The organism is Odoribacter laneus YIT 12061 (assembly GCF_000243215.1).
Lineage (GTDB): Bacteria > Bacteroidota > Bacteroidia > Bacteroidales > Marinifilaceae > Culturomica > Culturomica lanea.
The window spans coordinates 72031-98883 of record NZ_JH594598.1; the positions used below are offsets into that span (position 1 = coordinate 72031).

Here is a 26853-nt window from a genome sequence, read left to right on the forward strand (position 1 = left end):
AAACGGACGTTATTTAAGGTCATAAATTATTGATATACATAAAATTACAACTATACAACCTATTTTTTATAATCGATTGTTTTTTCTACTTCCTTTCCGTCGGACTTTGCTTTTTACCTTTATTTTTCCGGGGAAATAAGACCTTGGAAACGTTTGAATAAAATTATCAAAAAACTTTTTTTATTCGGGGGAAATTTATATTTTTGTATCGGAGGTGAGGATTCCAAATTATAGGAATTCTTTTTTAGATAAAAGGCACTTATTGGAGGATAAGTGTCATTTATTTTTTTTATGTATTAACTAGAGCTTAAATTATATATTATGACTGGAAAAGTATCTTACGTAACGAAAGAGGGTTTAAAAAAGCTCCAGGACGAGCTTGACAGACTTCAAAATGTGGAAAGAGCTAAAATATCCAAAGCAATTGGAGAAGCAATTGAAAAAGGAGATATTTCAGAAAATGCAGAATACGATGCAGCTAAAGATGCCCAAGGCTTGTTGGAGGCTAAAATCGCCCAATTACAGGACACGATTGCCAGTTGCCGGGTGATTGATGAATCTCAATTAGACACGTCGAAAGTACAAATGTTAAATAAAGTCACGATCAAGAATATCAAAACGGGAGCTACGATGACTTATACCTTGGTATCCGAAACAGAAGCAGACTTTAAAGCAGGAAAATTATCCATCCACACCCCTATTGCCCAAGCTTTAGTGGGTAAAAAAATCGGTGATAAAGTCACTGTAAAAGTCCCGGCCGGTGAAATGGAATTGGAGATTTTAGACATTCGTTTATAAGGCAAAAATACGTTAGACGATAAAGTACCGACTCAAAAACCCAAAAATATGGCATCTATTTTTACGAAAATAATTCGGGGAGAAATTCCTTCTTATAAGGTAGCTGAATCTGACAAATATTATGCCTTTCTGGATATAGCTCCTTTACAGAAAGGACATACTTTAGTCGTTCCCAAACAGGAAGAAGATTATATTTTTGACTTGAGTGATGAGGAATTAGCCGGGATGATGGTCTTCGCCAAAAAAGTAGCAAAAGCCCTTCAAAAAAGTGTTCCTTGTCAACGGATAGGAGTAGCAGTGCTGGGGCTGGATGTACCCCATGCTCACATCCATCTGGTTCCTCTCCAACAAGGAAATGATTTGAATTTTTCCAATCCCAAAAAGGAATTTCCAAAAGAAGAAATGCAGGCATGCGCCGATCTTATCGCTTCGAATATGGAGTAATTTATCCGGAAAACCGGAATAATTTATCCGATAGAGGTCTCCCAAGATCGTCTTTTTGACTCTACTTCTTTTCGCTATGGACAAAGACTTGTCCGACGATTCGCTGAGACAAACCTTTTTCTCAAAGGAAAAAGGTTTGTTTCATTTATCAGTAAAATGTGAATCCGTTTCTGCGGACAAATCTATAGCTATTTTCAAAAAGTCGGTCCCCAAGGGGGACTCTTCTTTTTTTACCAGAAATATGTTAATTTTACCCGTCGAAAACAAATCCCGGAACGATGAAAAAGCGTGAAATGCATAATGCTTATGCCGACTTGGAAGGATACAATTGCTTTGGATGTTCTCCTACCAATCCTTTTGGCCTGAAATGCAAATTTATAGACGAAGGAGAATATATTACCTGTCATTGGATGCCCTCGGAAAACTATCAGGGTTTCTTTCATATCTTACACGGAGGCATACAAGCTACTTTAATCGATGAAATTGCAAGCTGGGCCATCTTCTCGCATGCTCAAACGGCAGGAGTAACAACCGGAATGGAGATTAAATATCGTAAACCTGTTTACACGGATAGAGGCGAAATTTCCTTGAGAGCCAAGGTAGTAAAAGTAGAAAAACGACTTGTTACCGCCCGGGTTGAATTATTCAATGCGGCCGGAGAATTGTCGACAGAGGCCGATGTGGTGTATATGGTATATCCGGAAGAAATAGCCAAACGAAAATTGGATTGGCCGGGAGTAGAAGCCTTTTATAAAGCAGAATAAAAACATTCGTAAAGGAAAGTGGAATATAAACAATAATCAGGTGTCTGTGCAAAATGAAAAAATATAAAAATGTAGTTTGGGATTGGAATGGAACGCTATTAGACGATGTAAAGACAGGAGTCAATACGTTAAATTGTATGTTGGAAAAAAGAGGACTCCCCACGCTTAGTCTCGCCACTTACCGGGATGTATTCGGATTTCCGGTGGAAGATTTTTACCGGAAAGTAGGATTCGATTTTCAACGGGAGAATTTACACGAAATTTCCGTCGATTTCGTAAATACATACGATCTCTTTGCCAAGGGTATTTGTTTAAATCCGGGAGTGGCCGACACATTACGTCAAATTCAGCAACTGGGAATAAAACAATATATATTGTCTGCCCTAAGAGAAGATCTGTTGAAGCAAATGGTCGTTGATTTTCATATTCAGCACTATTTTTATCAGGTATGCGGTTCCGACAATATCTACGCCGCAGGGAAAGTCGAACGGGGAAAACGAATGGTAGAAAAATACCTGATTTGTCCCGCAGAAACGCTGATGATAGGCGACACTATCCATGATGCAGAAGTCGCAAAAGCCTTGGGATTCGACGTACTTTTATATACAAGAGGACATAACAGCAGCGATCGGCTGGCCCAAACGGCTGAAATAATCACCCAAATGAACCAAATACCGGACTTCCTCGATAAGGCTGACTAATTTCAGACAGTTACAGGTATTTTTACACGCTCAAGGGAGATATTCCTGCTGAATATTTTTCATAGCTGCAAATAAATTATTCCGCACGTGAGGAGAAAAAGTTTCCATTTCCTGAAGAAGACGTCGGACAGCATCCCGGTTAGTGGCATGTTCATGCGGACATAATTTTTTCTGCTTCCGGAAGTTCCGGTAAGCGGCGTACTGGGTCGTTTCTGCATTGGTTATATAAATAAAAGGACGGATTAAAGTAAAAGTCCCGTCGAACATAGCCAGTTTAGGCGGCATACTGGCCATCGTTCCATTAAACATCATACTCATCAGCAAACTCTCGACCGCATCGTCCCGGTGATGTCCCAATGCCAGCTTCGTACATCCCCATTCTTTTGCTATTTCAAACAAAGCTTTCCGTCTATTCCAGGAACATACAAAACAAGCCGGCTTTCCGGAATTTTCCTTTACTTCCGTATTGACCGTTCTTACAATTAATTCGACCCCCAAACGGTCGCATAATTCCTGAATATATATATGATCGGTTTCGTAAACGACATTTTCGACGGCAATATGAGCAGCCACTACGGTATAATGTTTTTTTGGATCCCGGGCTCTTAACGCCAATACTTCCAACAAAGCCAGAGAATCTTTCCCGCCGGATACACCCACCAATATTTTCTCCCCCTCCTCTATCATATTGTAATCATATATAGCCTTACCGGCTTTCCGGAAAAATTCCCGCATAAATAATTTTTCTTCCTTATTTCCCATCTCTCTACTATTAATTTTACCGTTTCCCTCCCTCTTTTTCGATACACAAAAATAAACGGAATTCTTTTTTTTTAAAGTTTTTTACTTTGTAAAATATTTCACTATCTTCGTCTCTGTTATGCGACAGTAGGTTTGCAAATTTACATTATAGATTCAAAGACAGAGCTATAAGCTGTCTTATGTGTTGTCAAAATAAATGTTATTATAATCACCGATCAATTTCAATTTCATGAAAAAAACCCTATTTTTTATTGTATGTGCCCTTTTGGGACAGCAAACGATAGCACAAACAAAACCTTACTGGCAGGATGTTCAGACCGTAGCTGTAAACAAAGAGTATCCACGCTCTTCTTTTATGACTTACGAAAGTCGGGAAAATGCCTTGAAATCGGATTATGCTTCCAGCAAGTTTTATAAACTGCTAAACGGGACATGGAAATTCTATTTCGTTGATTCTTACAAAGATCTTCCGGAAAACATCACAGACCCCGCCCTCAGCACCGACACCTGGAACGATATACAGGTACCGGGGAATTGGGAAGTTCAAGGATACGGAGTAGCTATTTATACCAATCACGGATATGAATTTAAACCTCGTAATCCGCAACCGCCGACATTACCGGAGGCGAATCCGGTAGGGGTATACCGGCGGGACATTGAAATTCCGGCCGATTGGCTGGAGAGAGACATCTTCCTAAACATTGACGGAGCAAAATCCGGCGTATATGTCTATATAAACGGTCAGGAAGTAGGCTACAGTGAAGACTCCAAAAATACAGCAGAATTCCGTATCAATCCCTATGTAAAAGCAGGTAAAAATGTCCTGACTTTAAAAATTTACCGATGGAGTACCGGTTCTTATCTGGAATGTCAGGATTTCTGGCGGATGAGCGGAATTGAACGGGATGTTTATCTGTGGTCGCAACCCCAAACTGCCCTGAAAGATTTCCGGGTAATATCCACCCTGAACGACCAGTATAAAGACGGAATATTTACTTTGAGTATGGATTTACGCAACAACAGTTCCCAACCGGCTCAGTTAACCGCTCTTTATGAATTGTTGGACCGGGAAGGCAAAGTTGTAGCTACCTCTTCCGAACAAATTCACCTGAAAGCCGGAAGCGTAGAAACCGTGAATTTCCAAAAGACGTTGCCCGATGTCCGCACCTGGACTTCTGAGGATCCCCAGCTTTATCAGTTGTTAATGACCTTGCAAAAAGCCGATCAAACGATAGAAATTGTCCCCTTTCCGGTCGGATTCCGGAAATTCGAAATCCGTCAGATTGCAGAAAAGGATGCCAATGGACACCCTTATTCGGTATTTATGGTAAACGGACAACCCATCAAATTGAAAGGGGTAAACATCCACGAACACAATCCCCTCACAGGCCATTATGTAACCGAAGAATTGATGCGGAAAGATTTCGAACTGATGAAACAAAACAATCTGAATTCTGTACGTCTTTGTCATTATCCCCAAAGTCGCCGGTTTTACGAATTATGCGATGAATATGGATTATATGTATACGATGAGGCCAATATTGAATCCCATGGTATGTATTACGATCTGCGTAAAGGCGGGACCTTGGGAAATAATCCGGAATGGCTGAAAGCCCATATGGACCGAACCATCAATATGTATGAACGGAATAAAAACTTCCCGAGTGTCGCCATCTGGTCGCTCGGAAACGAAGCTGGGAACGGATATAATTTTTACCAGACTTATCTTTGGATAAAAGAACGGGAGAAAGCCGGCATGAACCGTCCTGTATGTTACGAACGCGCCTTATGGGAATGGAATACGGATATGTATGTTCCCCAATACCCCAGCGCCAAATGGTTGGAACATATTGGAAAAAACGGCAGTGACCGTCCTGTAGTACCCTCAGAATATTCCCATGCCATGGGTAATTCTTCCGGTAATCTTTGGGACCAATGGCAAGCCATTTATAAATACCCGAATTTACAAGGAGGTTATATCTGGGATTGGGTAGATCAGGGAATCTGGGTAAATAAAGACGGCGGTTATTGGGCTTATGGCGGAGATTTCGGAGAAAACACTCCCAGCGACGGGAATTTTCTGATCAACGGTATTGTCCAACCGGACCGGACTCCTCATCCCGCTATGGCTGAAGTGAAATATGTACATCAAAATGTCGCTTTCACAAGTCCTCAAGATTCGTTGTTCCCTTCAAAAGCAACGACGACATTAAAGACGTTCCCGGTTGACATCACAAACCGTTTTTATTTCACCGATCTTTCCCGGTATAGAATTAAATATGTCCTTACAGCAAACGGGAAGAAAATCTCTGAAAAAGAACTTCCCCTGCAATTGGCTCCGCAACAAACGAAAAAAGTAAATATCCCGCTCGCCCTAAGAGCAGCAAAAGGTATGGAATACCATCTGAATTTTTACGTTTACACCCGGAATCCAGAACCGGGGATTCCGGCAGGAAGTCTTATTGCTCAAGAACAATTCCAACTCTTCAACCCTTTAAAAGCATTGAATTATACTCCTAAGGGAGGCCCTAAAATAGAAACGGCGACGGAAGGCGACAATCTGATTGCGAAATCCTCCCTCGTAAATTTCGTATTCAATAAACGAAACGGACTTGTAACCTCTTACCGGGTGAAAGGCACAGAATATTTTTCCGATGGTTTCGGAATCCAACCCAATTTCTGGCGGGCCCCCAGCGACAATGACTACGGTAACGGTGCCCCTACCCGCTTACAGGTGTGGAAGCAATCCAGTAAAAATTTTCAGGTAACGGATGCCGATATTTCTGAAGAAGGTAATGCTGCGGTTATCAAAGCGACCTACCTCTTAGCTGCCGGAAATCTGTATATTATTCAGTATAAAATTTTCCCCGACGGAATTGTAAAAGTAAATGCAGCATTTACATCCACTTCTATGGAAGAAACCCCGACAGAAGTTTCAGAAGCAACCCGCACAGCTACTTTCAGTCCGGAGGTAAAAGCCGCCCGGGAAAAAACCTCAAAACTGGAAGTACCCCGTATAGGAGTCCGCTTCCGTTTACCCCTTATGCTGAACCAAATTCAATATTTCGGACGAGGACCGGAAGAAAATTACGTGGACAGGAATGCCGGGACTTTCGTAGGACTTTATAAGTCGACAGCTGAGGAACTTTATTATCCTTACGTACGTCCCCAGGAAAACGGACATCATACCGATACCCGCTGGTTGGCTTTGACAACCGATAAAGGGAACGGCTTACTGATCAAAGCGGACAGTACCATCGGATTTAACGCCCTGCGAAATGCCATCGAAGATTTCGATTCGGAAGAAGCCCTTCCCCACGATTACCAATGGTCCAATTTCACACCGGAAGAAATTGCCAATCATAATCCGGAACTGGCTAAAAATAAACTGAGGAGAATGCATCACATCAATGACATAAAACCCCGTAACTATATTGAGGTATGTGTAGATATGAAGCAACAGGGCGTCGCCGGTTATAGCAGCTGGGGAGCTCGTCCGGAACCCGGCTACAACATTCCGGCCAATCAGGATTATAAGTGGGGCTTTACTTTAGTACCGCTTTCCGGTACTTCTGAATTAGCACCTAAATCCAGAATAAATTACGAACCCGTTCGGTAAAAAAACAAATATAAATAGCCGGAAAATTGAAGAAAAATAGATTAACACTGCGCTGACAAAGGAACTAAAGTGATTATAATTCCTTCATCCGAACCGAAGGTTCCTTCCTCAACCAATCGTCAGTGAAACATCAATCCATTTTCTTAAACAGTTTTCCGGCTATTAATAAATTTCTCCCCCAATTAACGTTCTTTTACGCAACGTACTGCATATCCCAAATAACGTGCATTATTGGTCGGCGGACAGCAAACAGATGCGCTGAAATAAAAATTAGCCCCATAGGTAGTAGACCCGTAATCGGGTGCCGATGTCCATTGCGAACCGTTGCTGCCGATGCTACTATAACTGCCCGTACCGCTACCGTAATAGCCATTTAAGGGATACCAGGCTTTTTCGCCGGTCCCTCGTCCCTGAATATAAAACCAAAAACCACCGTCCTCTTTCAAAGTTTCGAGGTTTGCAGCATTCGCTGTAGCAGCTTTACCGTTATTGAATTTTGTGTATGTCGTCTGGAAACCGAAATACAGGTATTGAGGCGGCAGGCAGTAACCTGCAGGACAGGGATCAAAAATACTCTTATGGGTATAATCGAGTGAAATATAACCCGGATTGCGGGTATCGCCATAATAATTGGTATAAGAAAGTGGCGTATGTTGTCCCCATAGGTTGTAATAAGCTTCTCCGACAAGCGAGCATCCTCTACCGGGATGGGCAATAGCTTCTTTAAGGTCCATGGAATGACAAACAGACGAATTTTCGTCACCCGTAAAGCGTTCTGTAACAGCTTCCGCCTCTAAAGCGCCCTGTTTCAATGACCATATCTGGTTTAAGGTCGGAGAACCATTTACGGAATGAAGCGCTCCCGGGAAAGGCACATTGAATCCCCAGCAATAAGCTAAACCTGTGGTAAGCAAAACATCGGCCGAATTCTCGCCCGGATTGGCTCTTTCCGCACCCAGATTCCGGTCCATCGCTTCAACGTCGCCAATTGCTGTCCATTGTTCTTCCGTCAGTAACCATTTCGAAGGATCCGTAGCCGTCGGAATATTGTCGGCAGTAAATTTATAAACCTGAAGTTTACTGGTTTCCGTAGGATCGTCAGCTGCATCAACCACCCAGATATGCCAGGTCCAGAGGGCTCCGGCTGCAGCATCGCTTCCATAAACCGTAATAACGGCATTCCCCTTCCGTCCTGCACTTACTGTAAAGTAAATAGAAGAACCGGCCAATTCTTCACTGATTGAAGCGTCTCCCCGGACAGTCACACCTCCGCCCAACTGTAACGAACCGCTCACGGCATTGCCATTATTCATGGCAGCTATCCCTTGCGGCCCATTTCCCCTAACATTCGCAGGGAAACGATAGGTACGGTCTTCCGCTGCAGCCTGTACCACATAACAGTTTGCAGTCGCCTCTGTACCTAAATCAATAACCGTTCCGCCATCCGGGAATTCCCGTGTAGATACGGCTTTTATCAGGCAATCGGAAAGATTACTGCTTTCACCCTCCATCCATACAACTTGCGCTTGCGGAATCGCTACCGAAGGCTGGGTAAAAACAATGTGACGTTTGATATTAGGTTCTGCTGTGAGGATGACCTCTGCCGAACGTTCCTGCCCATCGGCGTTTCGCTCAGCCAGAAAAGCCAGTGTTTCGTTATGCATTTCGCTGCGGGCCTTCACCTGAGTGAGCCATGTCGCTTCGGCAGGGATCGTCACCGTATAATCGGTATTGGTCGTTACAGCTACCAATACCGTTTCTCCCTCGGCTGCAAGCGTATAAGTTTTCTCTTCGATGTTTACTACACGCACGGCCTTTTGAGTCACACGGATACATTGCTCCAAAGGATTCGAAGCAGCTATCAACCCGACTTCCGTTTCCCGAGGTTCCCCTGCCGTATTGGCCATAGCACTGAAAGTCAATAATTCGATACCTTCCTCTGTACGGGTACTGACCAAAGAAAGCCACACCGCCGCTTCATCAGGAATTTTCACGGCATATTCCAGATTAGCTTTTACCTCAATGGTAAATTCCCCACCCGCTGCCTCGATTTCATACTCCGAAACAGAAGGTTCCAGTACAAGAGTTGGATCATCTTCACAACCTGTAAACAACAGGGCTGTAAATAACAATAACATTGAAACTAATTTCATAAAGCTTGTATTTAAAAAGATTATTATTGAAACCAAAAATAACACTTTCATTTTATTTTCTTAAATAAATCTTAATTTTTTAACTTATCTCTGTAGGATACAAAATCATGTACTCTTATTTTTGGCCTAAATTTTATGTATACCTTATAGATCAACTACTGCTCGGCAGATAAATAATTCCACCGTACTTCGCACATCAATTCCCTGATTTCAAAATACTTCAACCTGTAACAATAACGTAACAATAATGTAACACATCCGTCACAAGAGGTATGTAATATTGCATACAGAAAAATTATCTTTTAAATAGAAAAAAAATGAACAAACTTTTAATCGTTATTTTAGTACTGGCCTTAGCAGCCTGCGGAAATTCGAAAAAAAATAAAGCGGGCTCTACAAATGCTGAAGATATAACCCTTACAGGAGCAGGGGCTACTTTTCCCCTTCCTTATTATAATCTGGCATTCAAAACATATAAAGATTCCACCGGCGTAGCAGTTACTTATGGGGGTATCGGAAGTGGCGGGGGAATACGGAGTTTGAAAGACCGAATTGTAGATTTTGCCGGAAGTGACGCCTTCCTTTCTGACAAAGAAATCAGTGAAATGCCTTCCCAGACGATTCATATTCCCACTTGTCTGGGAGCCGTCGTGCTGGCTTATAACCTGCCGGAAGTAAAGGATCTGAAACTTACCGGGGAAATTATCGCCGATATTTATTTGGGAAAAATAACGAATTGGAAGGATCCCCGAATCAAAGCAATTAATACTCACGCTTCTTTGCCGGACAAAGCGATCCATGCCGTTTACCGTTCAGACGGCAGCGGAACGACTTATGTATTCAGCGACTATCTTTCCAAAGTCAATGAGACATGGGCTACCCAGGTCGGTACAGGGAAAGCGCTGAAATGGCCGGCAGGAATCGCCGCTAAAGGGAATCCGGGAGTGGCTGGAACAATCAGTCAAACGGAAGGGGCCATCGGATACATCGGTTCAGAATATGCCTTCGCTTTGAAAATACCTGTAGCCTTACTGCAAAACCAAGCCGGGAATTATATTACACCCAGCACAGAAAGTATTTCGGCCGCAGCTTCAACCGAGCTTCCGGCAGATACCCGGACTATGATTACCAATTCCCAGGCTGCCGACGCTTATCCGATCAGTTGTTTCACCTGGATTATCTTATACAAAGAACAAGCTTATAACAACCATACCCTGCAACAAGCAGAAGCCAATATTAAATTGTTGCATTGGATGCTCAGTGATGCAGCACAGCAGTTGACCACGAAAGTACATTATTCTCCGCTGCCCCAAACAGCAAAAGAAAATGCAAAACTTTTACTGCAGTCCGTGACATTTAACGGAGCACCCCTTCTGAAATAACGACTTTATCTATGATTTTAAGGGAGTAAATACCCTTAAAATCATAACCTTCAAATCTCAAAAGAATGCGGGATTATATTTTCAAACGCTTACTTTTTATTTGCGCCTTACTGATTCTTCTAATATGTGGCGGAATGTTTTATTCCCTCATAAGCGGTGCAATACCGGCTTTTGAGCATTTTGGAGTTTTCCGTTTTATATTTTCGGCAGAATGGGATCCGCATCCCGAAGCCGAACAATACGGAGCTCTTTCGTTCATCACCGGAACAGTACTGACCTCTTTTCTGGCCCTGGTATTTTGCTTGCCGTTTTCCCTTCCGGTAGCTCTGTTTACCGGAGAGTATTTCAAAGGAAAAAAGGTAGCCTCCGTCATCAGTGCCGTCATCGATTTACTAGCCGGAATTCCTTCTATCGTCTATGGGTTATGGGGATTTTATACCCTCCGCCCCCTTATCATGGATTTAGGACTTTCCAGTCAGGGATTCGGAATACTTACAGCTTCTCTCGTTCTGGCCATCATGATTATACCTTATGCAGCTTCTTTAAGTGCTGAATTCATTTCTATGGTTCCCAGGGAATTGAAAGAAGGAGCCTATAGTCTGGGGGCTACCCGCCTAGAAGTCATCCGGAACGTAATTTTCCCGGCTTCGGGCTCCGGAATCTTTGCCAGTTATATCCTAGCCTTGGGGAGAGCCCTAGGAGAAACAATGGCTGTAACAATGCTGATCGGGAATACCAATAATATTCCCTATTCCCTTGGGGATACCGGAAATACAATGGCCAGTGTTATCGCCAACCAATTCGGAGAAGCCGACGGACTGAAATTAAGTTCTTTGATTGCTATTGGTCTGCTTTTATTTCTGATCACAGCCATCATTAACTTTATCGGAAAGCTGATTATGAAAAAATTAAGTTAACTCATGCCCGAAAATGAAACCTATGAGCAGTTTAACCTATCGACATTTTAAAGACCGCTTATTCTTTTGGACGGTTTGTATTTTCTCCGCCCTGACGGCAATTCCTTTAATCCTCATTATCTGGGAAGTCGTCAAGAAAGGCTACAAACAAATCAACCTGAATTTTTTTACGGAAACGGCACCCAGTACACTGGATGCCATGCTGGCACGCAATAGCGGAGAACTAATCCCCGGAGGTATTGCCAATGGTATTACCGGTACCCTCCTCATGGTAGTGATTGCCTCTCTATTGGCCATTCCTACCGGCATTCTAGGCGGTATTTATCTGTCAGAAAAGCCGAAAACCTGGTTTTCTATTCTGATTCGTTTCCTTACCGATTTAGTACAAGGCAGTCCTTCTATCGTCATCGGTATCATTGCCTATTCTTGGATTGTAAAGCCTTTAGGAAGCTATTCCGCTCTGGCCGGCAGTATTGCCCTCTCCATTATGATGCTTCCGTTGATCATCCGTTCGACCGAAGAAACTCTTAAAATGTTACCCGGTAGTCTGAAAGAAGCAGGATTAGCCCTCGGAGCCTCCTATACCCGTGTTATTCTAAAAGTCCTGCTTCCCTCCGCTTTCGGAGGATTATTTACAGGAATTCTGCTGGCCATTTCACGAGTCATGGGAGAAACCGCCCCTCTTATGCTTACAGCTTTGGGAAGTTCTGCTATCAACTGGGATATACTCAAACCCACCAGCGCCGTTCCACTACTGATCTGGGAATTTTACAACGACCCCAATCTGATCGATATGATCTGGAGCTCCTCCCTCTTTCTTTTGCTCTCAATCCTCCTATTAAATATCATAGCTAAACAAGTCGCCCGAAAATGGAAAATACAATAACTTTGAAAAAACAAACGGTTGAAAACAAAAAATATATGTCTACGGCAATCCCTGAAGATCCGATATTACAACTGAAAAAGGTTTCGATCTCTTATACAGCGGGAAAAAATGCAGTGAACAATGTCAATGCCGATATCCGGAAAAAATGTATTACCGCCATTATGGGGCCATCCGGATGCGGAAAAAGTACTCTCCTCAGAGCAATCAACCGTATGCACGAACTCTATCCCGATATACGGATATCCGGAGAGATTTTGATGAATAATCGAAATATTCTGAAAATGAATCCGATGGAAGTGAGACGCATGGCCGGTATGGTTTTCCAACGCCCCAATCCCTTCCCCACCATGAGCATATACGAAAATGTCTTAGCCGGCTATAAACTGAATGGAATTTCCCTCCCCAAAAAAGAAAAAGACGAACTGGTCGAAACCTGTCTGACAAACGTCGGCCTGTGGAACGAAGTGAAAGACTCTCTTTTGAAAAAAGGGACTTTTCTTTCCGGAGGACAACAACAACGGCTTTGTATTGCAAGGGCTTTAGCCTTGAAACCAGAAGTACTGTTAATGGACGAACCCACATCCGCCCTCGATCCCATAGCTACCAACCGGATAGAAGAACTCTTGCTGCAACTGAAAAACGAATTCACCATTCTCATCGTCACGCACAATATGTCCCAAGCCGCCCGTATCTCGGATTATTCGATGTTTATGTATCTCGGAGAATTGATTGAATACGACAAAACCCAAAACATGTTTACAAATCCAAAAGACAAGCGGACAGAAGAATACCTGAACGGACAGTTCGGATGATGCAAAACCAGTAGCACAATCCATTTATAAAATTTACACAAATCTAGAATCTTTATCAATTATGAATAGACTGAGAGAAAAATTCTTTCTGAGAATAAGCCAGGATTTTGAAGTGATGTCGAAAATGGTCATACAGCAAATCCATCAAACACAACGACTTTTGGAAACCAATACGCTTCCGGAAATTTATACGGAAATCCACAACAATGAACGCATCATCGATAGTCTGGATGTAAAAATGCGGGATGAGGTTATCAATACCATCGTCCTTTATAGTCCCCGAGCCGGCGATTTACGCAAAATTATGGCTTATTACGACATGACGGCTTATCTGGAACGAATCGGCGACCTTCTCATAAATATTTCCATATTCATGAATCAGGTCAATATCGGAGGCGCTATTTTTCCCTTATATAAAAATCATATATCTAAATTGTGGACAGTGGCAGAAAACATGGTGCAAAATGCTATATTTGCCTTTACCTGTGAAGATAATAACCTAGCCAAAGAAACAATTAACCTGGATGATATAGTCGACACTTTACACCATGAATTAACCCAGAAATTAAGGACTCAAAATGCAGACAAGACACTCAAAGAACAACAATTGACAGACATTTTAAGTCTGAGTAGCATATCCTATAACATTGAACGGATCGGAGACAATGCAACCAACATTGCAGAAGCAGCTATCTATCTGATGGAAGGGAAAAATATCAAACATCAGGGAAAAGAAAATACAGATATTTTGCAAGCGGGCAGCGAAGGATGACGAAAAAAGAATATAAGACTCAATATAAAAACAGATACCTTAAATCACAAATAACATATGGAAAGGAAAAAAATTTTAGTGGTCGACGACGAAGAGGATTTATGCGAAATTCTTCAATTTAACCTGGAAAGTGAAGGCTTTGCTGTAGATATCGCCAACTCCGCAGAACAAGCATTAAAAATCATATCGGAAGCACATAAATTGATCCTACTGGATGTAATGATGGAAGGTATGTCCGGTTTTAAAATGGCCGAAAAGGTCAGAAAGGAAATGCACCTGAACATACCCATTATTTTTCTGACAGCCAAAGATACAGAAAACGATATGCTGACCGGCTTTAGTCTGGGAGCAGACGATTATATCCCCAAACCATTTTCTATCAAAGAAGTAAGCGCACGTGTAAAGGCAGTACTGAAACGAACCGGAAATCAGGACCTGCCGGAAACCAAACAAACAATAGAAGCCGGCGAACTGATCATTGACCTGGTTTCTAAAAATGTTATCCTCAAAGATCAACCGATATTGTTAACGAAAAAAGAATTTGAAATTTTGAGTACAATGGTCAAATCTCCCAATCGTATCTTTTCCCGGGAAGACTTTTTGACCAGAGTCTGGACCGACGACGGATATGTGTTGGAAAGAACAGTAGATGTACACATCACACGCTTACGAAAAAAACTCGGAGATTTTGGGAAACACATTGTCAACCGCTCCGGATATGGCTATTGTTTCGAAATCTGAAAATAAACAAATTTACAATCTCAAACGATTGTAAAGCCAACCCCGACAAGGACACCAAACTTTATTAAAAATCTTCGGACAACGAAATAGAACTCAATAACTTTAAACATATACCTCTGATGTATTTATCCTATAAAAAGAAAATATTCTTCTACTTTTTCCTGGTATTTCTGGTATTTACAACCATTATTGTTCTGGTACAACGCAATCGGGAAAAGGTATATAAAACAGAAAATCTACGTACCAATTTAAACACCTACACCCAACTTATCAGCCACTATATCCGACAAAATCCTCTACAGGCGGATACGGGACTAAACTCTGTGGGGAACCTCCTTCCCCTTCTCCCAGACAGTCTTCGGATTACGATAATGGACGAGAAAGGGAAAGTACTGTTTGATAATACCCTGCCAGAAGAAAGGGAAATCGAAAACCACCTATCCCGTCCGGAAATCTCTTCTGCCTTCGTACACGACAACGGCAGCGCTATCCGTTTCTCTACGACAAAAGGGAAAGAATATTATTATTACGCCTATCACAATTCCCCTTATTTTATAAGAGTCGCCCTGCCCTATAACGTAGAACTGAAAGATTACCTGGAAGGAGATAATATTTTTATGTATTTTATCGTCCTGCTTTTCTTTATTGCACTGATTTCTCTGCTTTATCTGGCCGATCGCTTCGGGAAAGCCATCACGGGATTGAACGATTTTATCACCTCTGCCGAAAATAACCAGCCCGCATATAAAAAAATCCATTTTCCGGATACCGAACTGGGCGTCATCGGTAATAAAATTATCAATAATTATAAATTACTGGAAGAAAGTAAAAATCAACTCCGGCAAGAAAAGGAAAAGCTGCTCCGGCATTTTCATTATTCCGACGAAGGTATCTGCATTTTTTCTGCCGATGGGCAAAAAACTTATGCCAATACTCATTTTATCCAATACCTGAATATCATTCTCGATGAACCTACTTTCGAAGTAAAGGCCGTCCTGGAAGAAGCAGACTTCAAAGATTTACGCATATTTCTGAAAAAAAATACGCCTGTAAATCCACAATCGACTACCCTCCCTATCTATCAGGGAAAGATCTCTAAAAACGGGAAACATTTTGCCGTAAAGTTGATCATTTTCAATGACAATAGCTTTGAAGTAACCTTAAACAATATTTCGAATACAGAAAAAAACAGGTTGCTGAAACAGGAAATGACCAATAATATCGCCCACGAACTAAAGACCCCGGTAAGCAGTATCCGAGGGTATATCGAAACACTGCTGGACCAACCCGATATTAAACCGGAAAAACAGAAATTCTTTCTAGAACGTACCTATACTCAGGTACTCCGGTTGTCCGATCTGATCCGGGATGTCGCCTTAATTACTAAAACGGAAGAAGCGGCCGATCTCTTCGAAAAAGAATGTATTAATATTCACGACACAATTACAGAAGTGACTACTGACCTGCAAAATCAAATCCGCGACAACCATATCCAAATTCTTAACAACGTAGATGAAAGTGTGGAAATCGAAGGAAATCATACCCTGCTCTATTCCATTTTCCGGAATCTGATCGACAATGCCCTCAACTATGCCGGCGAAAATATCACAATCGGCATCGATAATTATACAGAAGACAATGAATTCTATTATTTCTCCTTGTACGACACAGGATGTGGCGTAGAGGAAGCCTTTCTGGACCGGATATTCGATCGCTTCTACCGGATCAATGAAGGCAGAAGCCGCAAGAATGGCGGGTCCGGTTTAGGCCTTTCTATCGTCAAAAATGCTGTTCTCTTTCATAAAGGGCAGATTTCCGCCAAAAACAGAAAAGACGGCGGTTTGGAATTTATCTTTTCTTTACGAAAGAAGCTCTATTGAGCCCAAAATGCTGTTCTCCACAGAATTTTTGAAGTTCTTTTTTCAAAGCCTGAGCCTAAATTTATAGGTTTCAGGCTTTTCCTTTTTAATATCCCCCGTATTTCAAACAAAAAAGTTAAAAGATGTAATCCGACGCAACTATTTCAATTTTTGTACATCTTTTAAATGTCCGGGCAAAGGACAAGGGCTAAGTAATAATTATGGGAATTATAAATCATTTATTTATGGGCAATTCTTTCCTGATAGATCGGCAAGAAAAACATCGGTTCGTGCGAAAGAAAAGCGGGCATATTCTTTTATTTCCTCTTTTTTTATTGAGTTTCTTTATCGTTTCCTGTGATGATAAATACGAAGATTTAAGATACGAATACAGCGATTACGGCATTATTCACAAAAACGGAGAGCTTACGACCATTCAAACTGATCGGGGAGCCCTTGTATGCCCTTCGGTTTGGAATATTCCTGCCGAATTCAAAAACAAGGATCGTGTGCTGATTTATTTCAATTTGTTAGGAGAAGCCGACAGTACCGAACAGTTCGATTACTATGTAAGGATAAATGAAATACATAAAATTCTGACCAAAGACCTTATCGAATACAGCTCCGAAATTTCTGACAGTCTTGGGTACGACCCGATTCAACTGTATAACCTATGGATCAGTCGGGAATTTATCAACTTCGATTTCTATTACGGTGCAGGTGCTCCGAACCTAAAACACATGATCAACCTGGCCTTGCATCCCGAAAAAACGGCAGACAACCGTATTTTACTGGAATTCCGTCACAATGCTTTCCGTGATCCTTACAATTATAAATACCATGGAATCGTTTCTTTCCGAGCAGCCGAGCTCCTGGATACCCCTCAGGATTCCGTGTTATTACGGATAAAATACAGGGGGCTTGAACAAGACAAAACAGTCGATCTCACCTGGATTCCGCAGGAAAACAAGCTGATTAAACCGGAGCTGAATCCCACCGAAATTCCGCTCTCTCAAACCGAAATCCTGCACTAATTCACAAACCTTACTCTACTATTTATATAAACTCAACATCAAATTATAGAGGAAATCTCTTCCTCTATAATTTAGTTAAAAATTCAAATCCATTTCTTGTATTTCCAATTACTATTATTACCTTTGTCCGCACAATAACGGGGCGTAGCGCAGCCCGGTAGCGCATCTGCTTTGGGAGCAGAGGGTCGCAGGTTCGAATCCTGTCACCCCGACGATTGAAAAACAAGCAGTTACATGAAAATGTAGCTGCTTTTTTTATGCCTTATTTCCTACCGTGCCGTCAACGTGCCGTTTTTTACCTCAAAAATGTCAAATAACTCACGTTTAATCACACAATAGATTCATCATTCTCTGTAATCTTTTAGTGTTTGATTGAATTTTATTGCTTTTACAAAGGAAGACCATTTAGCCGATCAGCAGTTGATTTTGTGTGAAATATAGCTAATAGAAAAGATTAAAATTTTGTTTTGAAATTTCTCAATAGAAAAAAATTAGTGGAGTTGGGGGCTTAATATATAGAATCATGGAGGGTATATTTAAACAAGTTGGTAAAGTCACATTGATTTTTGTATCTTCTTTAAATAGAAGCTATGATTTTGCCAACTGTTTTTGAAAAAATTTAACTGATTTTTCATTTAAGATAGGAAAAAGAGCTCCATTAATTTATTAAAATAAAAAAGGAAGGGTCACTTCATGTTTCAAGCCCCCTTCCATATTAGCCGACTATTTTTAAATCCGTTATTGATCTTTACCATCTGGCAGATTTACCCATACCTTGTCAATTCGTACGCCATCCATATCCACTACTTCAAAGACAAAATTGTACCAACGAACTTGTTCCCCTGATTGCGGGATATGTTCCAGCAACTCCAGAATCAAACCGCCTACTGTATTATAATTACAATTTTCAAACAATTCTTCCTGCTGAAAATAAGTGAGGAAATCATAAAAAGGACATTGCCCGTCTACCAACCATCCTTCACCATTGACACGTTTGATAATATTCGGTTCTTTGTGCGTATCATTCACCGTCCCTAACAATGCTTCCAAGATGTCCCGTAAAGTAATAATTCCCTGGCACACGCCGAATTCATCGCAAATCAACGCCCGGCTGATTCCTTGTTCTTTCATCTTTTCCAAAGCCTTATACACACTCATATTCTCCGGGAAATAAGAGGCCGGACGTACAATGTCCGCCAGATTGAAATCCGGTGCATCCAGATGCAATACCAAATCCTTGAGTGAAATTACTCCCTTTACTTCGTCTTTATTACCCTCTGTCACAGGATACATATCGAAAAGCTGATTTTCCAGAGCTTTCATTACTTCATTTTTCGTCATATTCATATGCAGCCATATTATCTCATTCCGTTGGGTCATTATGTCATCTACCTTCAAATCCCCCAGCAAAAATACCCGTTCTACAATGTCTTGTTCCACTTCTTGTACCTCGCCGTCTTCTTTTCCTTCCTGTACGATTGATTTGATTTCTTCTTCAGTCACCTTACTTTCAGCCTCTTTCAATCCCAGCAAATTGAACATTCCGGAAGTACTTTTCGACAATATCCATACAAAGGGAGCAGCCGCCAGTGAGAGTATATACATCGGCCGGGCGATGATTTTAGAGGCCTTTTCTGCTATACTCAATCCGATCCGTTTCGGAACGAGTTCTCCAAAAATCAAAGTAAGATAAGTAACTACTACCACGATTACAATTTGAGCAATCATAGGCGAATAGGCTGGAGAAACACCCCAGCCCCGGAGTATACCGGCAAAATCATCTGCCAGCGTAGCCCCTGAATAAATACCCGTTAAAATCCCGATTAGTGTGATCCCAATCTGAATCGTCGAGAGAAAACGATCTGGTTCGTTAGCCAGCTTTAAGGCAAGCCTAGCTAGCTTGCTGCCTTTTTTGGCATCCGTGGAAAGACTGGATTTCCGAGCGGAAATCAACGCAATTTCGGACATTGCAAAAAGTCCGTTCAACAAAATAAGAGCTATAATGATTAAAATTTCGTTCATATAAAATTAATTTTGATGATTCCGTCCTGGACGGAGAAAAATATTCCTATGCCTAAAAGCATATACCCGAAAAGTGGGCTAGGAAGTAAGGTTTCACTCCTTTTTTAAAGGATGACCGTAATAAAAAAGTAACGAACCGCTAAATCAGGTAAACACAGCAAATCATATGCGTATGACGATTATCCAACGTAAAATACGAGGGAGTTTCAACACTCAGAATAGTCCCTAAGTACGCGGGTACAATTTCCGGAACAATTGAAAAAAATAACCGGGGAGCAGAAAAAACAGGCCGTACCTTATAGTAATAAGATTCCCTCGGTTCATCGGCATCCTCCCTCCCCTCATCGGCAGAATAATAAGCCCTTGCTACAGGTTTTACCTGATCTCTGAAAGCAGAACATTCCAAAATATCTAATTGTACCAACAAAACAAGCAGTACAAACATAAGATGTATAAAACGCCTGGGGCCTGAATCTTCACTATCCATTGAATGAATTGTTTTCTGCTACGAAATTATATAAATTACCCCTTTTATAATACGATATTTTTGGTAATTACAAAAAATTTACATTTTTTATAATTCACATCCCTTCGTTTCCGATTTTCCCTTCCAGCTTTTTATTCCTTTACATAAGGGGCAAAGTAAACCAGAAACGGGATCCTTTCCCCGGTTCTGACTGGAGTCCGATCCGACCATTGAGCTGCTCTACGATACTTTTACAGATAGGGAGCCCCAAACCTGTCCCATGGATAAAGCTATTGAGTTTGACAAAACGCTGGAAAATTGCCTGTTGTTTTTCCGGCAAAATACCGATCCCTGTGTCCGCCACATAGAATTCGATTTCATGCTCATATACCTGATATCCCAAGGTTATTGTACCGGTAGTCGTAAATTTTTGGGCGTTATTGATAAAATTCGTAAGTACTTGCTGAATCCGGTTTCTATCGCTCCGGATATGAAATTCCGGAAGATATTCATCGAACAGAAGTTCCACCCCCGGAGGAGTTTTGTATTTTAACACCTGAACGATATCCTGACACAAGGGATTGACAGAAACATCTTCCATTTTCATTTCAAAGGTTCCGGCCTCAATTTTGGACAAGTCGAGAATATCTGAAATAAGCTGCAATAACAATTCATTGTTTTTTTCAACAATTCCCAGATATTGTTGTTGCTCACTTTTATCGTCTGTTTCAGCCATTAACGTGGAAAAACCGACAATCGCATTTAAAGGGGTGCGAATCTCGTGACTCATATTAGCTAAAAAGGCAGATTTTAAACGATCGGATTCCTCCGCCCTTTCCTTTGCAGTGATCAATTTGGATTCAATCTCTTTTAGTTCCGTAATATCATAATTGATCGAAAGCATTTCAATCACTCCATCCTGCGGCCGATAATCCCGGACCAAAACATTTGTCCGGGTCCAGGTCTGTCGGCCATCTTCATGAAAAATACGAAGATCTTGCCGGACATTGGAAACTTCTCCGCGAATAACCTTCTTTAAAAAATCGGACATCACCTTCCGGTCCTCCGGATGTAAATGAGAATATACGCCTATAATTTGATTCAGGGGAACACCTTCCGTTTCCCCGACATTCTGATACCAACTATCCAAAGCATAACCGTCACAACTCAGTGCATCGAAATGAGCATACCCCACTTTAGCATAGTCTCCAACAAGAGTAAAAAAATCTTTAAACTCCTGGATTTGATTATAGGCCACGGTTTCTTCCGTCCGGTCGATATGAATCATTAAATAATTTGTAAAATTATTTTGAGAATCATATAAAGAAGTAATTTTCGTAAGTAGATTGATTTTTCCGGTTCTATTGGAAACATAATAACCATTCAATTTAGAAAAATCGTAATCGAGTGTAAAATTGGCATCTTCTTTCTTACGCATTTTCTCTTTTATCTCCTCCGGCATAAGAGGATGCTCAAAAATATTGCTACCTAAAATAGCTTCTTTGTCCTGTAAACCGAAAATCTCCAGCTCTTTATCATTAATATCGATCAAATTTCCTTCTTTATCGTATAGTTCAATCCCCGCCGGTAAATTCCGGTAAATATTACGTAGAATACGCTCGCTTTTGTCGAGTGCTTTATGCGCTTTAAAGGTCTCGGTCATATCCGAAAACAAGATTACAATTTCATCTTTATGAGGCGAATAAATGATGCCATGGCAATATTTATCCTGCACTTCCAGGTAGTAACTCTTTTCCAAAGGTTGTCCGCTTTGAAGAATATCTTCAAAGATCCGGAGATCCTCCTGTATTTCCGTTTTCAACAAACTAGCCCGTTTTCCGATAATGTCCGTACTGCTATTGTAGATACGCAGACAAGTTTCATTGGCGTCTTTTAAAATATAGTCGATTATTTCCTGGCTTTCATTGTAAATCAATCCAAGCCGGATATAACCGATAGGCATATACTTATACAAATCAGCCAGATATTGTTTTTCTGCCAACGCCTGTTCTTCAGCTTTCCGTAATTCGATACATATACTGATAATATTCACTAAAGAAGAAAACCATTGATAATCTTCATTTTTCCATATATGATTTTTATCGGCTACATCAATTCCTGCATAACCCGAAACCCCATTACGAGAGAACATCGGAACGACCAAAGTTGATTGAACCCCTTGTTCCTGAAGAATTTCCTTTATTTTTATGGCTTCCGGTGGGAGTTCATCCAAACTAGCCAGTATGATCGGATTCGCTCGTTTTATCAACTGTGTGGTCCACCATTCATCATTCCTTACGGGTATATTTACGACATGAGATATCGTAAAAGGAAAAGTTTCATTACTCACCTGATAACGGCAAATACAAGTCTGATTTTCCGTGTCGTATTCCACAATATAAGTACGGCCTTTCGGAAACTGCTGTAAAATATCTCCTAAAATTTTATGAATGACACTTCCTATATCCCCTGCCTGAAACAGAGAAAACAAAGAACGAGAAATACTATTTTGTTGGCTGAACAAATTGTTCACACGTTGTAGAGTTGACTCGACAGAACTGGTACTCAAAGGCGAATCCAGGCATTCCATAAAACCGTACGTCTTTAAATTGCCCTCTGCATCTGTTTCCTTAGAACAAAGTTTCACCCGCAGCCATTGTACTCCTTGAGGGGTATTAATAGGATAAACCTGATCGTATACGTTTTGTGTTTTTCCGAATGTAAACTCATTAACCGTACGAAGACGGTAATCCTGGCAGATCAAATTCCGGAAATCTTCAAAACTAATGACTCCCTCCGGACCTAAATTTAATAAACGACTGATAAAAGGAGAGCAACGGTATTGTTGTTTAACAAAGTCCGCTTCCCACCATCCCATCCGGCCTTTACTCATCAGACTTTCAATACGTTTATTGTCAAATTGCTCCATAACAGTGTTTTATTTTTTGCAGATGCAACAAATGTAAGTAATTATTACAAATTTTAGTTCCCCAATCTATTTTTTAGTATATCGTTATTTATAAACTTTTTCAACCGCCTATATAATTGAAGATACTGAATTTATAAAATACTACCTTCCTTTTCTGAAAATAAGCAATATCAAATATGTAACTCATTACAAAAACAGGGCAGAAGCATTAATAGCATTAGGACAATATAAAGATGCTTGTAATGCTTATGAAAGAACCATGCATATCGCAGATTCCCTCCAACGTAAAGAACAATTAAAAACAATAGGAGAGCTACAGGTGTCTGACGAGATGGATAAATTAAAATTAAGCAAGGCCCGTCTGTCTTCCCGGAATCATACAATCGCCCTGATAAGCGCTATAACCTTGTTATGTCTCCTGATCGGCTTTGCTCTCTATCTTTACCTTAATTTAAAACGTACCCAAAAACTGCATAACAAACTGCTTCAGCAACGAGAAAAAGCATTGAAAAGTGAAAAACAAAAAAACGCTTTTATTAATTCTATCTGTCACGAAGTACGCACTCCTCCCAATAGTATTTCCGGCTTTACCGCCTTGATTGTAGAGGATCTGGAAACAACCGGCTACCAAAACGAATACAATGAAATTATACAGGAAAGTTGCGATCATTTGACGAATCTCCTGGACGATATGCTGGAAGTTGCCTATCTGGAAAATTTAAATAAAGACCTGCCGACAGACCTTGTAGATATAAATAAACTATGCAAACAAGAAATGGAGGCGATACAAAAAAGTATCCTCAGAAAGAAGTCGTTTATCAACTTTACTTATCACCCCAGCTCTTCCCTATTTGTACTCATGCAAAATATTTTTCCTTGTTAATAAGACATTTACTGAATAATGCCCGTAAATTTATCCAAACGGGAGAAATCCAACTGAAAGCAGAACCGGACCAAAAGAACAAAAAAATCAACATCACGATTACTGATACGGGTTGCGGTATTCCCAAAGACAAACAAGAATATGTTTTCGAACGATTTACCAAATTAGATACGTTTACTCCCGGAAATGGGTTGGGACTCTATCTTTGCCGCTTGATTAGTATTAAATTATACGCTACCCTTTACATTGATGCTCACTATATGCAAGACACCCGCATAATATTCTGCTGGGCTGACTGTCATTTTTAATAAACATACTTGCTTATAGCTAACTAAATAAAAAAACATTTCTACAACAGAAAATTCTGGAAAACCCGTACGAAAAGCTTTTACCAACGCTTGATATCCGCTATAATTCCTAAACGTATAAGTTCCTGCAATACATCTTTTTCAAATATTTTCTTTACCCTGCTTCCATGCGCCAGTTGATAAACACGATAAGGAGATATCCCATGTTGTCGTGCTAATTGCAGATAGATAGCTTTATGTTTGGAAAAAAAGTAATGATAATAGCTCTTCATAAAAACTGAATTAACAAATTTCATCCATAAAATACGTTCGTTTAGACTTGGGCCCGAAAAGTGCTTTTTTCTTCAAAAAAAAGTCAGTCAGAATGGAATTTGTGCTAATAATCAGACTATTAAAAAACTTATAAATGTTTAATAATTACAAATAAAACATTATCTTTGTACAAAAGAAATGAACCTTTTGTTAATAAGTCAAATCATTAAAAATAAGAGATTTAACACAACTGATCTTCTTAAAAATTACCATTTTGATTTCTTCCCTATTTTTTCTTTTTCGGGGATAAATTTCATTTAAATAGTTATCGTATCCAAGAAAGAGTCGTGAAGTTTTTGTTAAAAATTCCAAGCTTTAAAAAGTACAAACCTATTAATAGTAAAGGCTAGAAATTTGGGAAAAGAAGTCTGAACTATATATAAAAAAGAACTATCCCAAAAGTTTTCCTGGGATAGAGTAGCAGTTTATTAAGCTTGATTAGCAAAATCTTCCAGCTCTTTGATTGGCAGACCTACAGTCCTGATCAGTCCCGATCTGTGAGGACTTTCGTTCTGCTAATCCGCATTATGCCGATCCTTTTCTGAAAGGAATGCTAATTAAGAAAAGTCATAGTCTTAAATTTTGGGAGCCTCCCTTTACCGCTTTGAACCTTTAAAAAGCTCTTTTTATCCGTTCCAGTCCTTCCTGTAAAATACTGCGAGGACATCCGATATTCATCCGCCGGAAGCCATAACCTTCTTTTCCAAAAGGGATACCATCATTCAAGGCAACTTTCGCCTTGCGCACCAAAACATCCCCTACTTCCTCATGTGTCAAACCCGTCCCACGAAAATCCAACCAAAGCAGGAAAGAGCCTTCCGGCTTTATCATTTTCAGATAAGGAAGTTCCCGCTGAATATAATCAGCAGCAAAATCGACATTTCCTTTCAGATAAACCACCAACTCATTCAACCATTCCTCTCCGTACAAATAAGCAGCTTTTAAAGTCACATGTCCAAAAATATTTCCGACGTCCAGATGTAAAGCATACATCACTTTATTATAACGATCCAATAAATCTTTGGAAGAAGCAATCACCAAAGAATTCATCATGCCGGCGATATTGAAAGTTTTACTGGGAGCCATAGCTGTCAGAGTACGGGCTGCAATCTCTTCGGAAACAGAAGCCATGACAGTATGCTGATAACCGGGTAAAGCTAAATCGGCGTGAATTTCATCCGAAAGAATAATTACATTATACTTACAGCACAATTGTCCCATACGCTCCAATTCCGCCCGCGTCCATACCCGGCCGACAGGATTGTGAGAATTACTTAAAATAAACAATTTTACTCCCTGGCGTAATTTATTTTCAAAATCCTCCCAGTCCACTTCATAGTGACCGTTCTGAATTATTAAACTACTGCAAACCAATTCTCTCTCACTATCGTTTACTACGCCTAAAAACGGTGGATAAACAGGAGTAAGTATCAATACCTTATCTCCTTTTTCTGTAAAAGCCCGGACAGAAACACATAAAGCCGTTACCACTCCTGGACTAATACTCATCCATTCGGGCCGAACAGACCAATTATATCTCCTGCCCACCCAACCGATAAAAGCCTGTTTGGCTTCTTCTGTACGAAAGGTATAGCCGAAAACAGCACGTTTGCAACATTCTTCAGCCGCTTTTACAATCTGAGGGGCAGCTTTGAAATCCATGTCTGCTACCCACATCGGTAATACATCCGTAGTACCGAAATTCCGGTACAGATCGTCATATTTCACGCTATCTGTATCGCATCTGTCAATAATTTCATCAAAATTATATTTCATTTACCCACGTTTTATTTTTACCCATTCACTTTTGCTTTATCTATGCTATCTTAAACAATAATAACCCCTTTATTTCTATCCCCTTGAATAGCAACCAAAAAGAGTAAAACTTCACTACAATTTTAAAAAATGTAACTATACTGAAATACATTATTTTACACCACCATCAAACAACTCATTTTTGTTTAACAAAGGTAATCAATTATCCCAAATATGCTGGGAGATTCCGAAAATAATATAAACGAAGCCTACCAACTCCATCCGAGATTTTTATTAAAAGAATACGCCGGATATACCTCCTGCTAAGTAATTATCTATGTAATTGCCGTAAATCATCCACATCTCCGATGGTTAAACATTCCGGCATCTCACTGACAACCCTACTACCAATCGTTTTTAGGTTTCCCTATAAACTGAGTTAATCTTAATAGTAAAGTTTAGGGAATCACTTATTTTCTGCAATATATTTTTGCTGACGGCTTGCTATAGCTGCTCAGCTATTTTTAACGAATG

At 40.5% G+C, this 26853-nt stretch carries 22 protein-coding genes and 1 tRNA gene; 16 read left to right on the plus strand and 7 right to left on the minus strand.

Features of this window, described 5'->3' with window-relative positions; genetic code table 11:
* The first annotated feature begins 321 nt into the window (after positions 1-321).
* The 4 genes from greA to HMPREF9449_RS14530 all read left to right on the plus strand — a co-directional run bounded on the left by greA (position 322) and on the right by HMPREF9449_RS14530 (position 2707).
* Positions 322-798: a transcription elongation factor GreA gene (greA, locus tag HMPREF9449_RS14510; RefSeq protein ID WP_009138023.1), complete on the plus strand. Its 477-nt coding sequence runs from the start codon at positions 322-324 to the stop codon at positions 796-798.
* A 48-nt stretch (positions 799-846) separates the two neighbouring features.
* Positions 847-1242, plus strand: a complete 396-nt coding sequence (locus HMPREF9449_RS14515; protein ID WP_009138024.1) for an HIT family protein — start codon at positions 847-849, stop codon at positions 1240-1242.
* Positions 1243-1520: 278 nt separating this feature from the next.
* Positions 1521-2006, plus strand: coding sequence for a PaaI family thioesterase (locus HMPREF9449_RS14525; RefSeq protein ID WP_040612071.1), 486 nt, complete (start codon positions 1521-1523; stop codon positions 2004-2006).
* A gap of 53 nt (positions 2007-2059) precedes the next feature.
* Complete coding sequence (locus HMPREF9449_RS14530; protein ID WP_009138026.1) at positions 2060-2707, plus strand: HAD family hydrolase; 648 nt, start codon at positions 2060-2062, stop codon at positions 2705-2707.
* Between the two features lie 30 nt (positions 2708-2737).
* On the opposite strand, the gene HMPREF9449_RS14535 is transcribed toward HMPREF9449_RS14530, so the two are convergent.
* Positions 2738-3469 carry a tRNA 2-thiocytidine(32) synthetase TtcA gene (locus tag HMPREF9449_RS14535; protein ID WP_009138027.1) on the minus strand — a complete coding sequence of 244 codons (732 nt, stop codon included), beginning with the start codon at positions 3467-3469 and terminating at the stop codon, positions 2738-2740.
* Between the two features lie 229 nt (positions 3470-3698).
* Here HMPREF9449_RS14535 and HMPREF9449_RS14540 point away from each other — a divergent pair, with 229 nt between their 5' ends.
* Entirely contained in the window at positions 3699-7088 is a 3390-nt protein-coding gene (locus HMPREF9449_RS14540; protein WP_009138028.1) for a glycoside hydrolase family 2 TIM barrel-domain containing protein, read from the plus strand.
* 182 nt (positions 7089-7270) lie between these two features.
* Here HMPREF9449_RS14540 and HMPREF9449_RS14545 read toward each other — a convergent pair whose 3' ends face one another.
* Positions 7271-9241 carry a BACON domain-containing protein gene (locus HMPREF9449_RS14545; protein WP_009138029.1) on the minus strand — a complete coding sequence of 657 codons (1971 nt, stop codon included), beginning with the start codon at positions 9239-9241 and terminating at the stop codon, positions 7271-7273.
* A gap of 317 nt (positions 9242-9558) precedes the next feature.
* Between HMPREF9449_RS14545 and pstS the strand changes: the two genes are divergently transcribed.
* The 9 genes from pstS to HMPREF9449_RS14590 all read left to right on the plus strand — a co-directional run bounded on the left by pstS (position 9559) and on the right by HMPREF9449_RS14590 (position 17856).
* Complete coding sequence (gene pstS / locus HMPREF9449_RS14550; RefSeq protein ID WP_009138030.1) at positions 9559-10623, plus strand: phosphate ABC transporter substrate-binding protein PstS; 1065 nt, start codon at positions 9559-9561, stop codon at positions 10621-10623.
* Positions 10624-10688: 65 nt separating this feature from the next.
* Complete coding sequence (gene pstC / locus HMPREF9449_RS14555; protein ID WP_040612079.1) at positions 10689-11540, plus strand: phosphate ABC transporter permease subunit PstC; 852 nt, start codon at positions 10689-10691, stop codon at positions 11538-11540.
* Between the two features lie 22 nt (positions 11541-11562).
* Positions 11563-12426, plus strand: coding sequence for a phosphate ABC transporter permease PstA (gene pstA / locus HMPREF9449_RS14560; protein WP_040612123.1), 864 nt, complete (start codon positions 11563-11565; stop codon positions 12424-12426).
* A gap of 35 nt (positions 12427-12461) precedes the next feature.
* Positions 12462-13238: a phosphate ABC transporter ATP-binding protein PstB gene (pstB, locus tag HMPREF9449_RS14565; protein WP_040612125.1), complete on the plus strand. Its 777-nt coding sequence runs from the start codon at positions 12462-12464 to the stop codon at positions 13236-13238.
* A gap of 61 nt (positions 13239-13299) precedes the next feature.
* Positions 13300-14010: a phosphate signaling complex PhoU family protein gene (locus tag HMPREF9449_RS14570; protein ID WP_009138034.1), complete on the plus strand. Its 711-nt coding sequence runs from the start codon at positions 13300-13302 to the stop codon at positions 14008-14010.
* 57 nt (positions 14011-14067) lie between these two features.
* Positions 14068-14751, plus strand: a complete 684-nt coding sequence (locus HMPREF9449_RS14575) for a response regulator transcription factor (RefSeq protein ID WP_009138035.1) — start codon at positions 14068-14070, stop codon at positions 14749-14751.
* A 119-nt stretch (positions 14752-14870) separates the two neighbouring features.
* On the plus strand, positions 14871-16631 hold the full coding sequence (locus tag HMPREF9449_RS14580; protein ID WP_009138036.1) for a sensor histidine kinase: 1761 nt from the start codon (positions 14871-14873) through the stop codon (positions 16629-16631).
* A gap of 224 nt (positions 16632-16855) precedes the next feature.
* A complete protein-coding gene (locus HMPREF9449_RS14585; protein WP_009138037.1) occupies positions 16856-17644 on the plus strand; it encodes a NigD1/NigD2 family lipoprotein in 789 nt (262 codons plus the stop codon).
* Positions 17645-17782: 138 nt separating this feature from the next.
* Positions 17783-17856, plus strand: a tRNA-Pro gene (locus HMPREF9449_RS14590).
* 526 nt (positions 17857-18382) lie between these two features.
* On the opposite strand, the gene HMPREF9449_RS14595 is transcribed toward HMPREF9449_RS14590, so the two are convergent.
* The 3 genes from HMPREF9449_RS14595 to HMPREF9449_RS14605 all read right to left on the minus strand — a co-directional run bounded on the left by HMPREF9449_RS14595 (position 18383) and on the right by HMPREF9449_RS14605 (position 23061).
* On the minus strand, positions 18383-19666 hold the full coding sequence (locus tag HMPREF9449_RS14595) for a hemolysin family protein (protein WP_009138038.1): 1284 nt from the start codon (positions 19664-19666) through the stop codon (positions 18383-18385).
* 139 nt (positions 19667-19805) lie between these two features.
* Positions 19806-20153: a hypothetical protein gene (locus HMPREF9449_RS14600; RefSeq protein WP_009138039.1), complete on the minus strand. Its 348-nt coding sequence runs from the start codon at positions 20151-20153 to the stop codon at positions 19806-19808.
* 139 nt (positions 20154-20292) lie between these two features.
* On the minus strand, positions 20293-23061 hold the full coding sequence (locus HMPREF9449_RS14605; RefSeq protein ID WP_009138040.1) for a sensor histidine kinase: 2769 nt from the start codon (positions 23059-23061) through the stop codon (positions 20293-20295).
* A 259-nt stretch (positions 23062-23320) separates the two neighbouring features.
* Here HMPREF9449_RS14605 and HMPREF9449_RS16005 point away from each other — a divergent pair, with 259 nt between their 5' ends.
* Positions 23321-23944 carry a sensor histidine kinase gene (locus HMPREF9449_RS16005; protein WP_009138041.1) on the plus strand — a complete coding sequence of 208 codons (624 nt, stop codon included), beginning with the start codon at positions 23321-23323 and terminating at the stop codon, positions 23942-23944.
* Complete coding sequence (locus tag HMPREF9449_RS16010) at positions 23938-24252, plus strand: ATP-binding protein (RefSeq protein ID WP_050810447.1); 315 nt, start codon at positions 23938-23940, stop codon at positions 24250-24252. Before HMPREF9449_RS16005 ends, HMPREF9449_RS16010 begins: the two co-directional genes overlap by 7 nt.
* An 80-nt stretch (positions 24253-24332) precedes the next feature.
* Here the strand turns inward: HMPREF9449_RS16010 and HMPREF9449_RS14615 are convergent, their stop codons facing one another.
* Together HMPREF9449_RS14615 and HMPREF9449_RS14620 are read right to left on the minus strand one after the other, a co-directional pair.
* Positions 24333-24524, minus strand: a complete 192-nt coding sequence (locus HMPREF9449_RS14615) for a hypothetical protein (RefSeq protein WP_009138042.1) — start codon at positions 24522-24524, stop codon at positions 24333-24335.
* Between the two features lie 652 nt (positions 24525-25176).
* Positions 25177-26340 carry a MalY/PatB family protein gene (locus tag HMPREF9449_RS14620; protein WP_009138043.1) on the minus strand — a complete coding sequence of 388 codons (1164 nt, stop codon included), beginning with the start codon at positions 26338-26340 and terminating at the stop codon, positions 25177-25179.
* Positions 26341-26853: the final 513 nt, after the last annotated feature.

Excerpts from the sequence above, each read along its gene's own strand:
- greA (WP_009138023.1), top strand. The coding sequence starts at position 322 with ATGACTGGAAAAGTATCTTACGTAACGAAAGAGGGTTTAAAAAAGCTC.
- HMPREF9449_RS14515 (WP_009138024.1), top strand. The coding sequence starts at position 847 with ATGGCATCTATTTTTACGAAAATAATTCGGGGAGAAATTCCTTCTTAT.
- HMPREF9449_RS14525 (WP_040612071.1), top strand. The coding sequence starts at position 1,521 with ATGAAAAAGCGTGAAATGCATAATGCTTATGCCGACTTGGAAGGATAC.
- HMPREF9449_RS14530 (WP_009138026.1), top strand. The coding sequence starts at position 2,060 with ATGAAAAAATATAAAAATGTAGTTTGGGATTGGAATGGAACGCTATTA.
- HMPREF9449_RS14535 (WP_009138027.1), bottom strand. The coding sequence starts at position 3,469 with ATGGGAAATAAGGAAGAAAAATTATTTATGCGGGAATTTTTCCGGAAA.
- HMPREF9449_RS14540 (WP_009138028.1), top strand. The coding sequence starts at position 3,699 with ATGAAAAAAACCCTATTTTTTATTGTATGTGCCCTTTTGGGACAGCAA.
- HMPREF9449_RS14545 (WP_009138029.1), bottom strand. The coding sequence starts at position 9,241 with ATGAAATTAGTTTCAATGTTATTGTTATTTACAGCCCTGTTGTTTACA.
- pstS (WP_009138030.1), top strand. The coding sequence starts at position 9,559 with ATGAACAAACTTTTAATCGTTATTTTAGTACTGGCCTTAGCAGCCTGC.
- pstC (WP_040612079.1), top strand. The coding sequence starts at position 10,689 with ATGCGGGATTATATTTTCAAACGCTTACTTTTTATTTGCGCCTTACTG.
- pstA (WP_040612123.1), top strand. The coding sequence starts at position 11,563 with ATGAGCAGTTTAACCTATCGACATTTTAAAGACCGCTTATTCTTTTGG.
- pstB (WP_040612125.1), top strand. The coding sequence starts at position 12,462 with ATGTCTACGGCAATCCCTGAAGATCCGATATTACAACTGAAAAAGGTT.
- HMPREF9449_RS14570 (WP_009138034.1), top strand. The coding sequence starts at position 13,300 with ATGAATAGACTGAGAGAAAAATTCTTTCTGAGAATAAGCCAGGATTTT.
- HMPREF9449_RS14575 (WP_009138035.1), top strand. The coding sequence starts at position 14,068 with ATGGAAAGGAAAAAAATTTTAGTGGTCGACGACGAAGAGGATTTATGC.
- HMPREF9449_RS14580 (WP_009138036.1), top strand. The coding sequence starts at position 14,871 with ATGTATTTATCCTATAAAAAGAAAATATTCTTCTACTTTTTCCTGGTA.
- HMPREF9449_RS14585 (WP_009138037.1), top strand. The coding sequence starts at position 16,856 with ATGGGCAATTCTTTCCTGATAGATCGGCAAGAAAAACATCGGTTCGTG.
- HMPREF9449_RS14595 (WP_009138038.1), bottom strand. The coding sequence starts at position 19,666 with ATGAACGAAATTTTAATCATTATAGCTCTTATTTTGTTGAACGGACTT.
- HMPREF9449_RS14600 (WP_009138039.1), bottom strand. The coding sequence starts at position 20,153 with ATGGATAGTGAAGATTCAGGCCCCAGGCGTTTTATACATCTTATGTTT.
- HMPREF9449_RS14605 (WP_009138040.1), bottom strand. The coding sequence starts at position 23,061 with ATGGAGCAATTTGACAATAAACGTATTGAAAGTCTGATGAGTAAAGGC.
- HMPREF9449_RS16005 (WP_009138041.1), top strand. The coding sequence starts at position 23,321 with ATGCATATCGCAGATTCCCTCCAACGTAAAGAACAATTAAAAACAATA.
- HMPREF9449_RS14615 (WP_009138042.1), bottom strand. The coding sequence starts at position 24,524 with ATGAAGAGCTATTATCATTACTTTTTTTCCAAACATAAAGCTATCTAT.
- HMPREF9449_RS14620 (WP_009138043.1), bottom strand. The coding sequence starts at position 26,340 with ATGAAATATAATTTTGATGAAATTATTGACAGATGCGATACAGATAGC.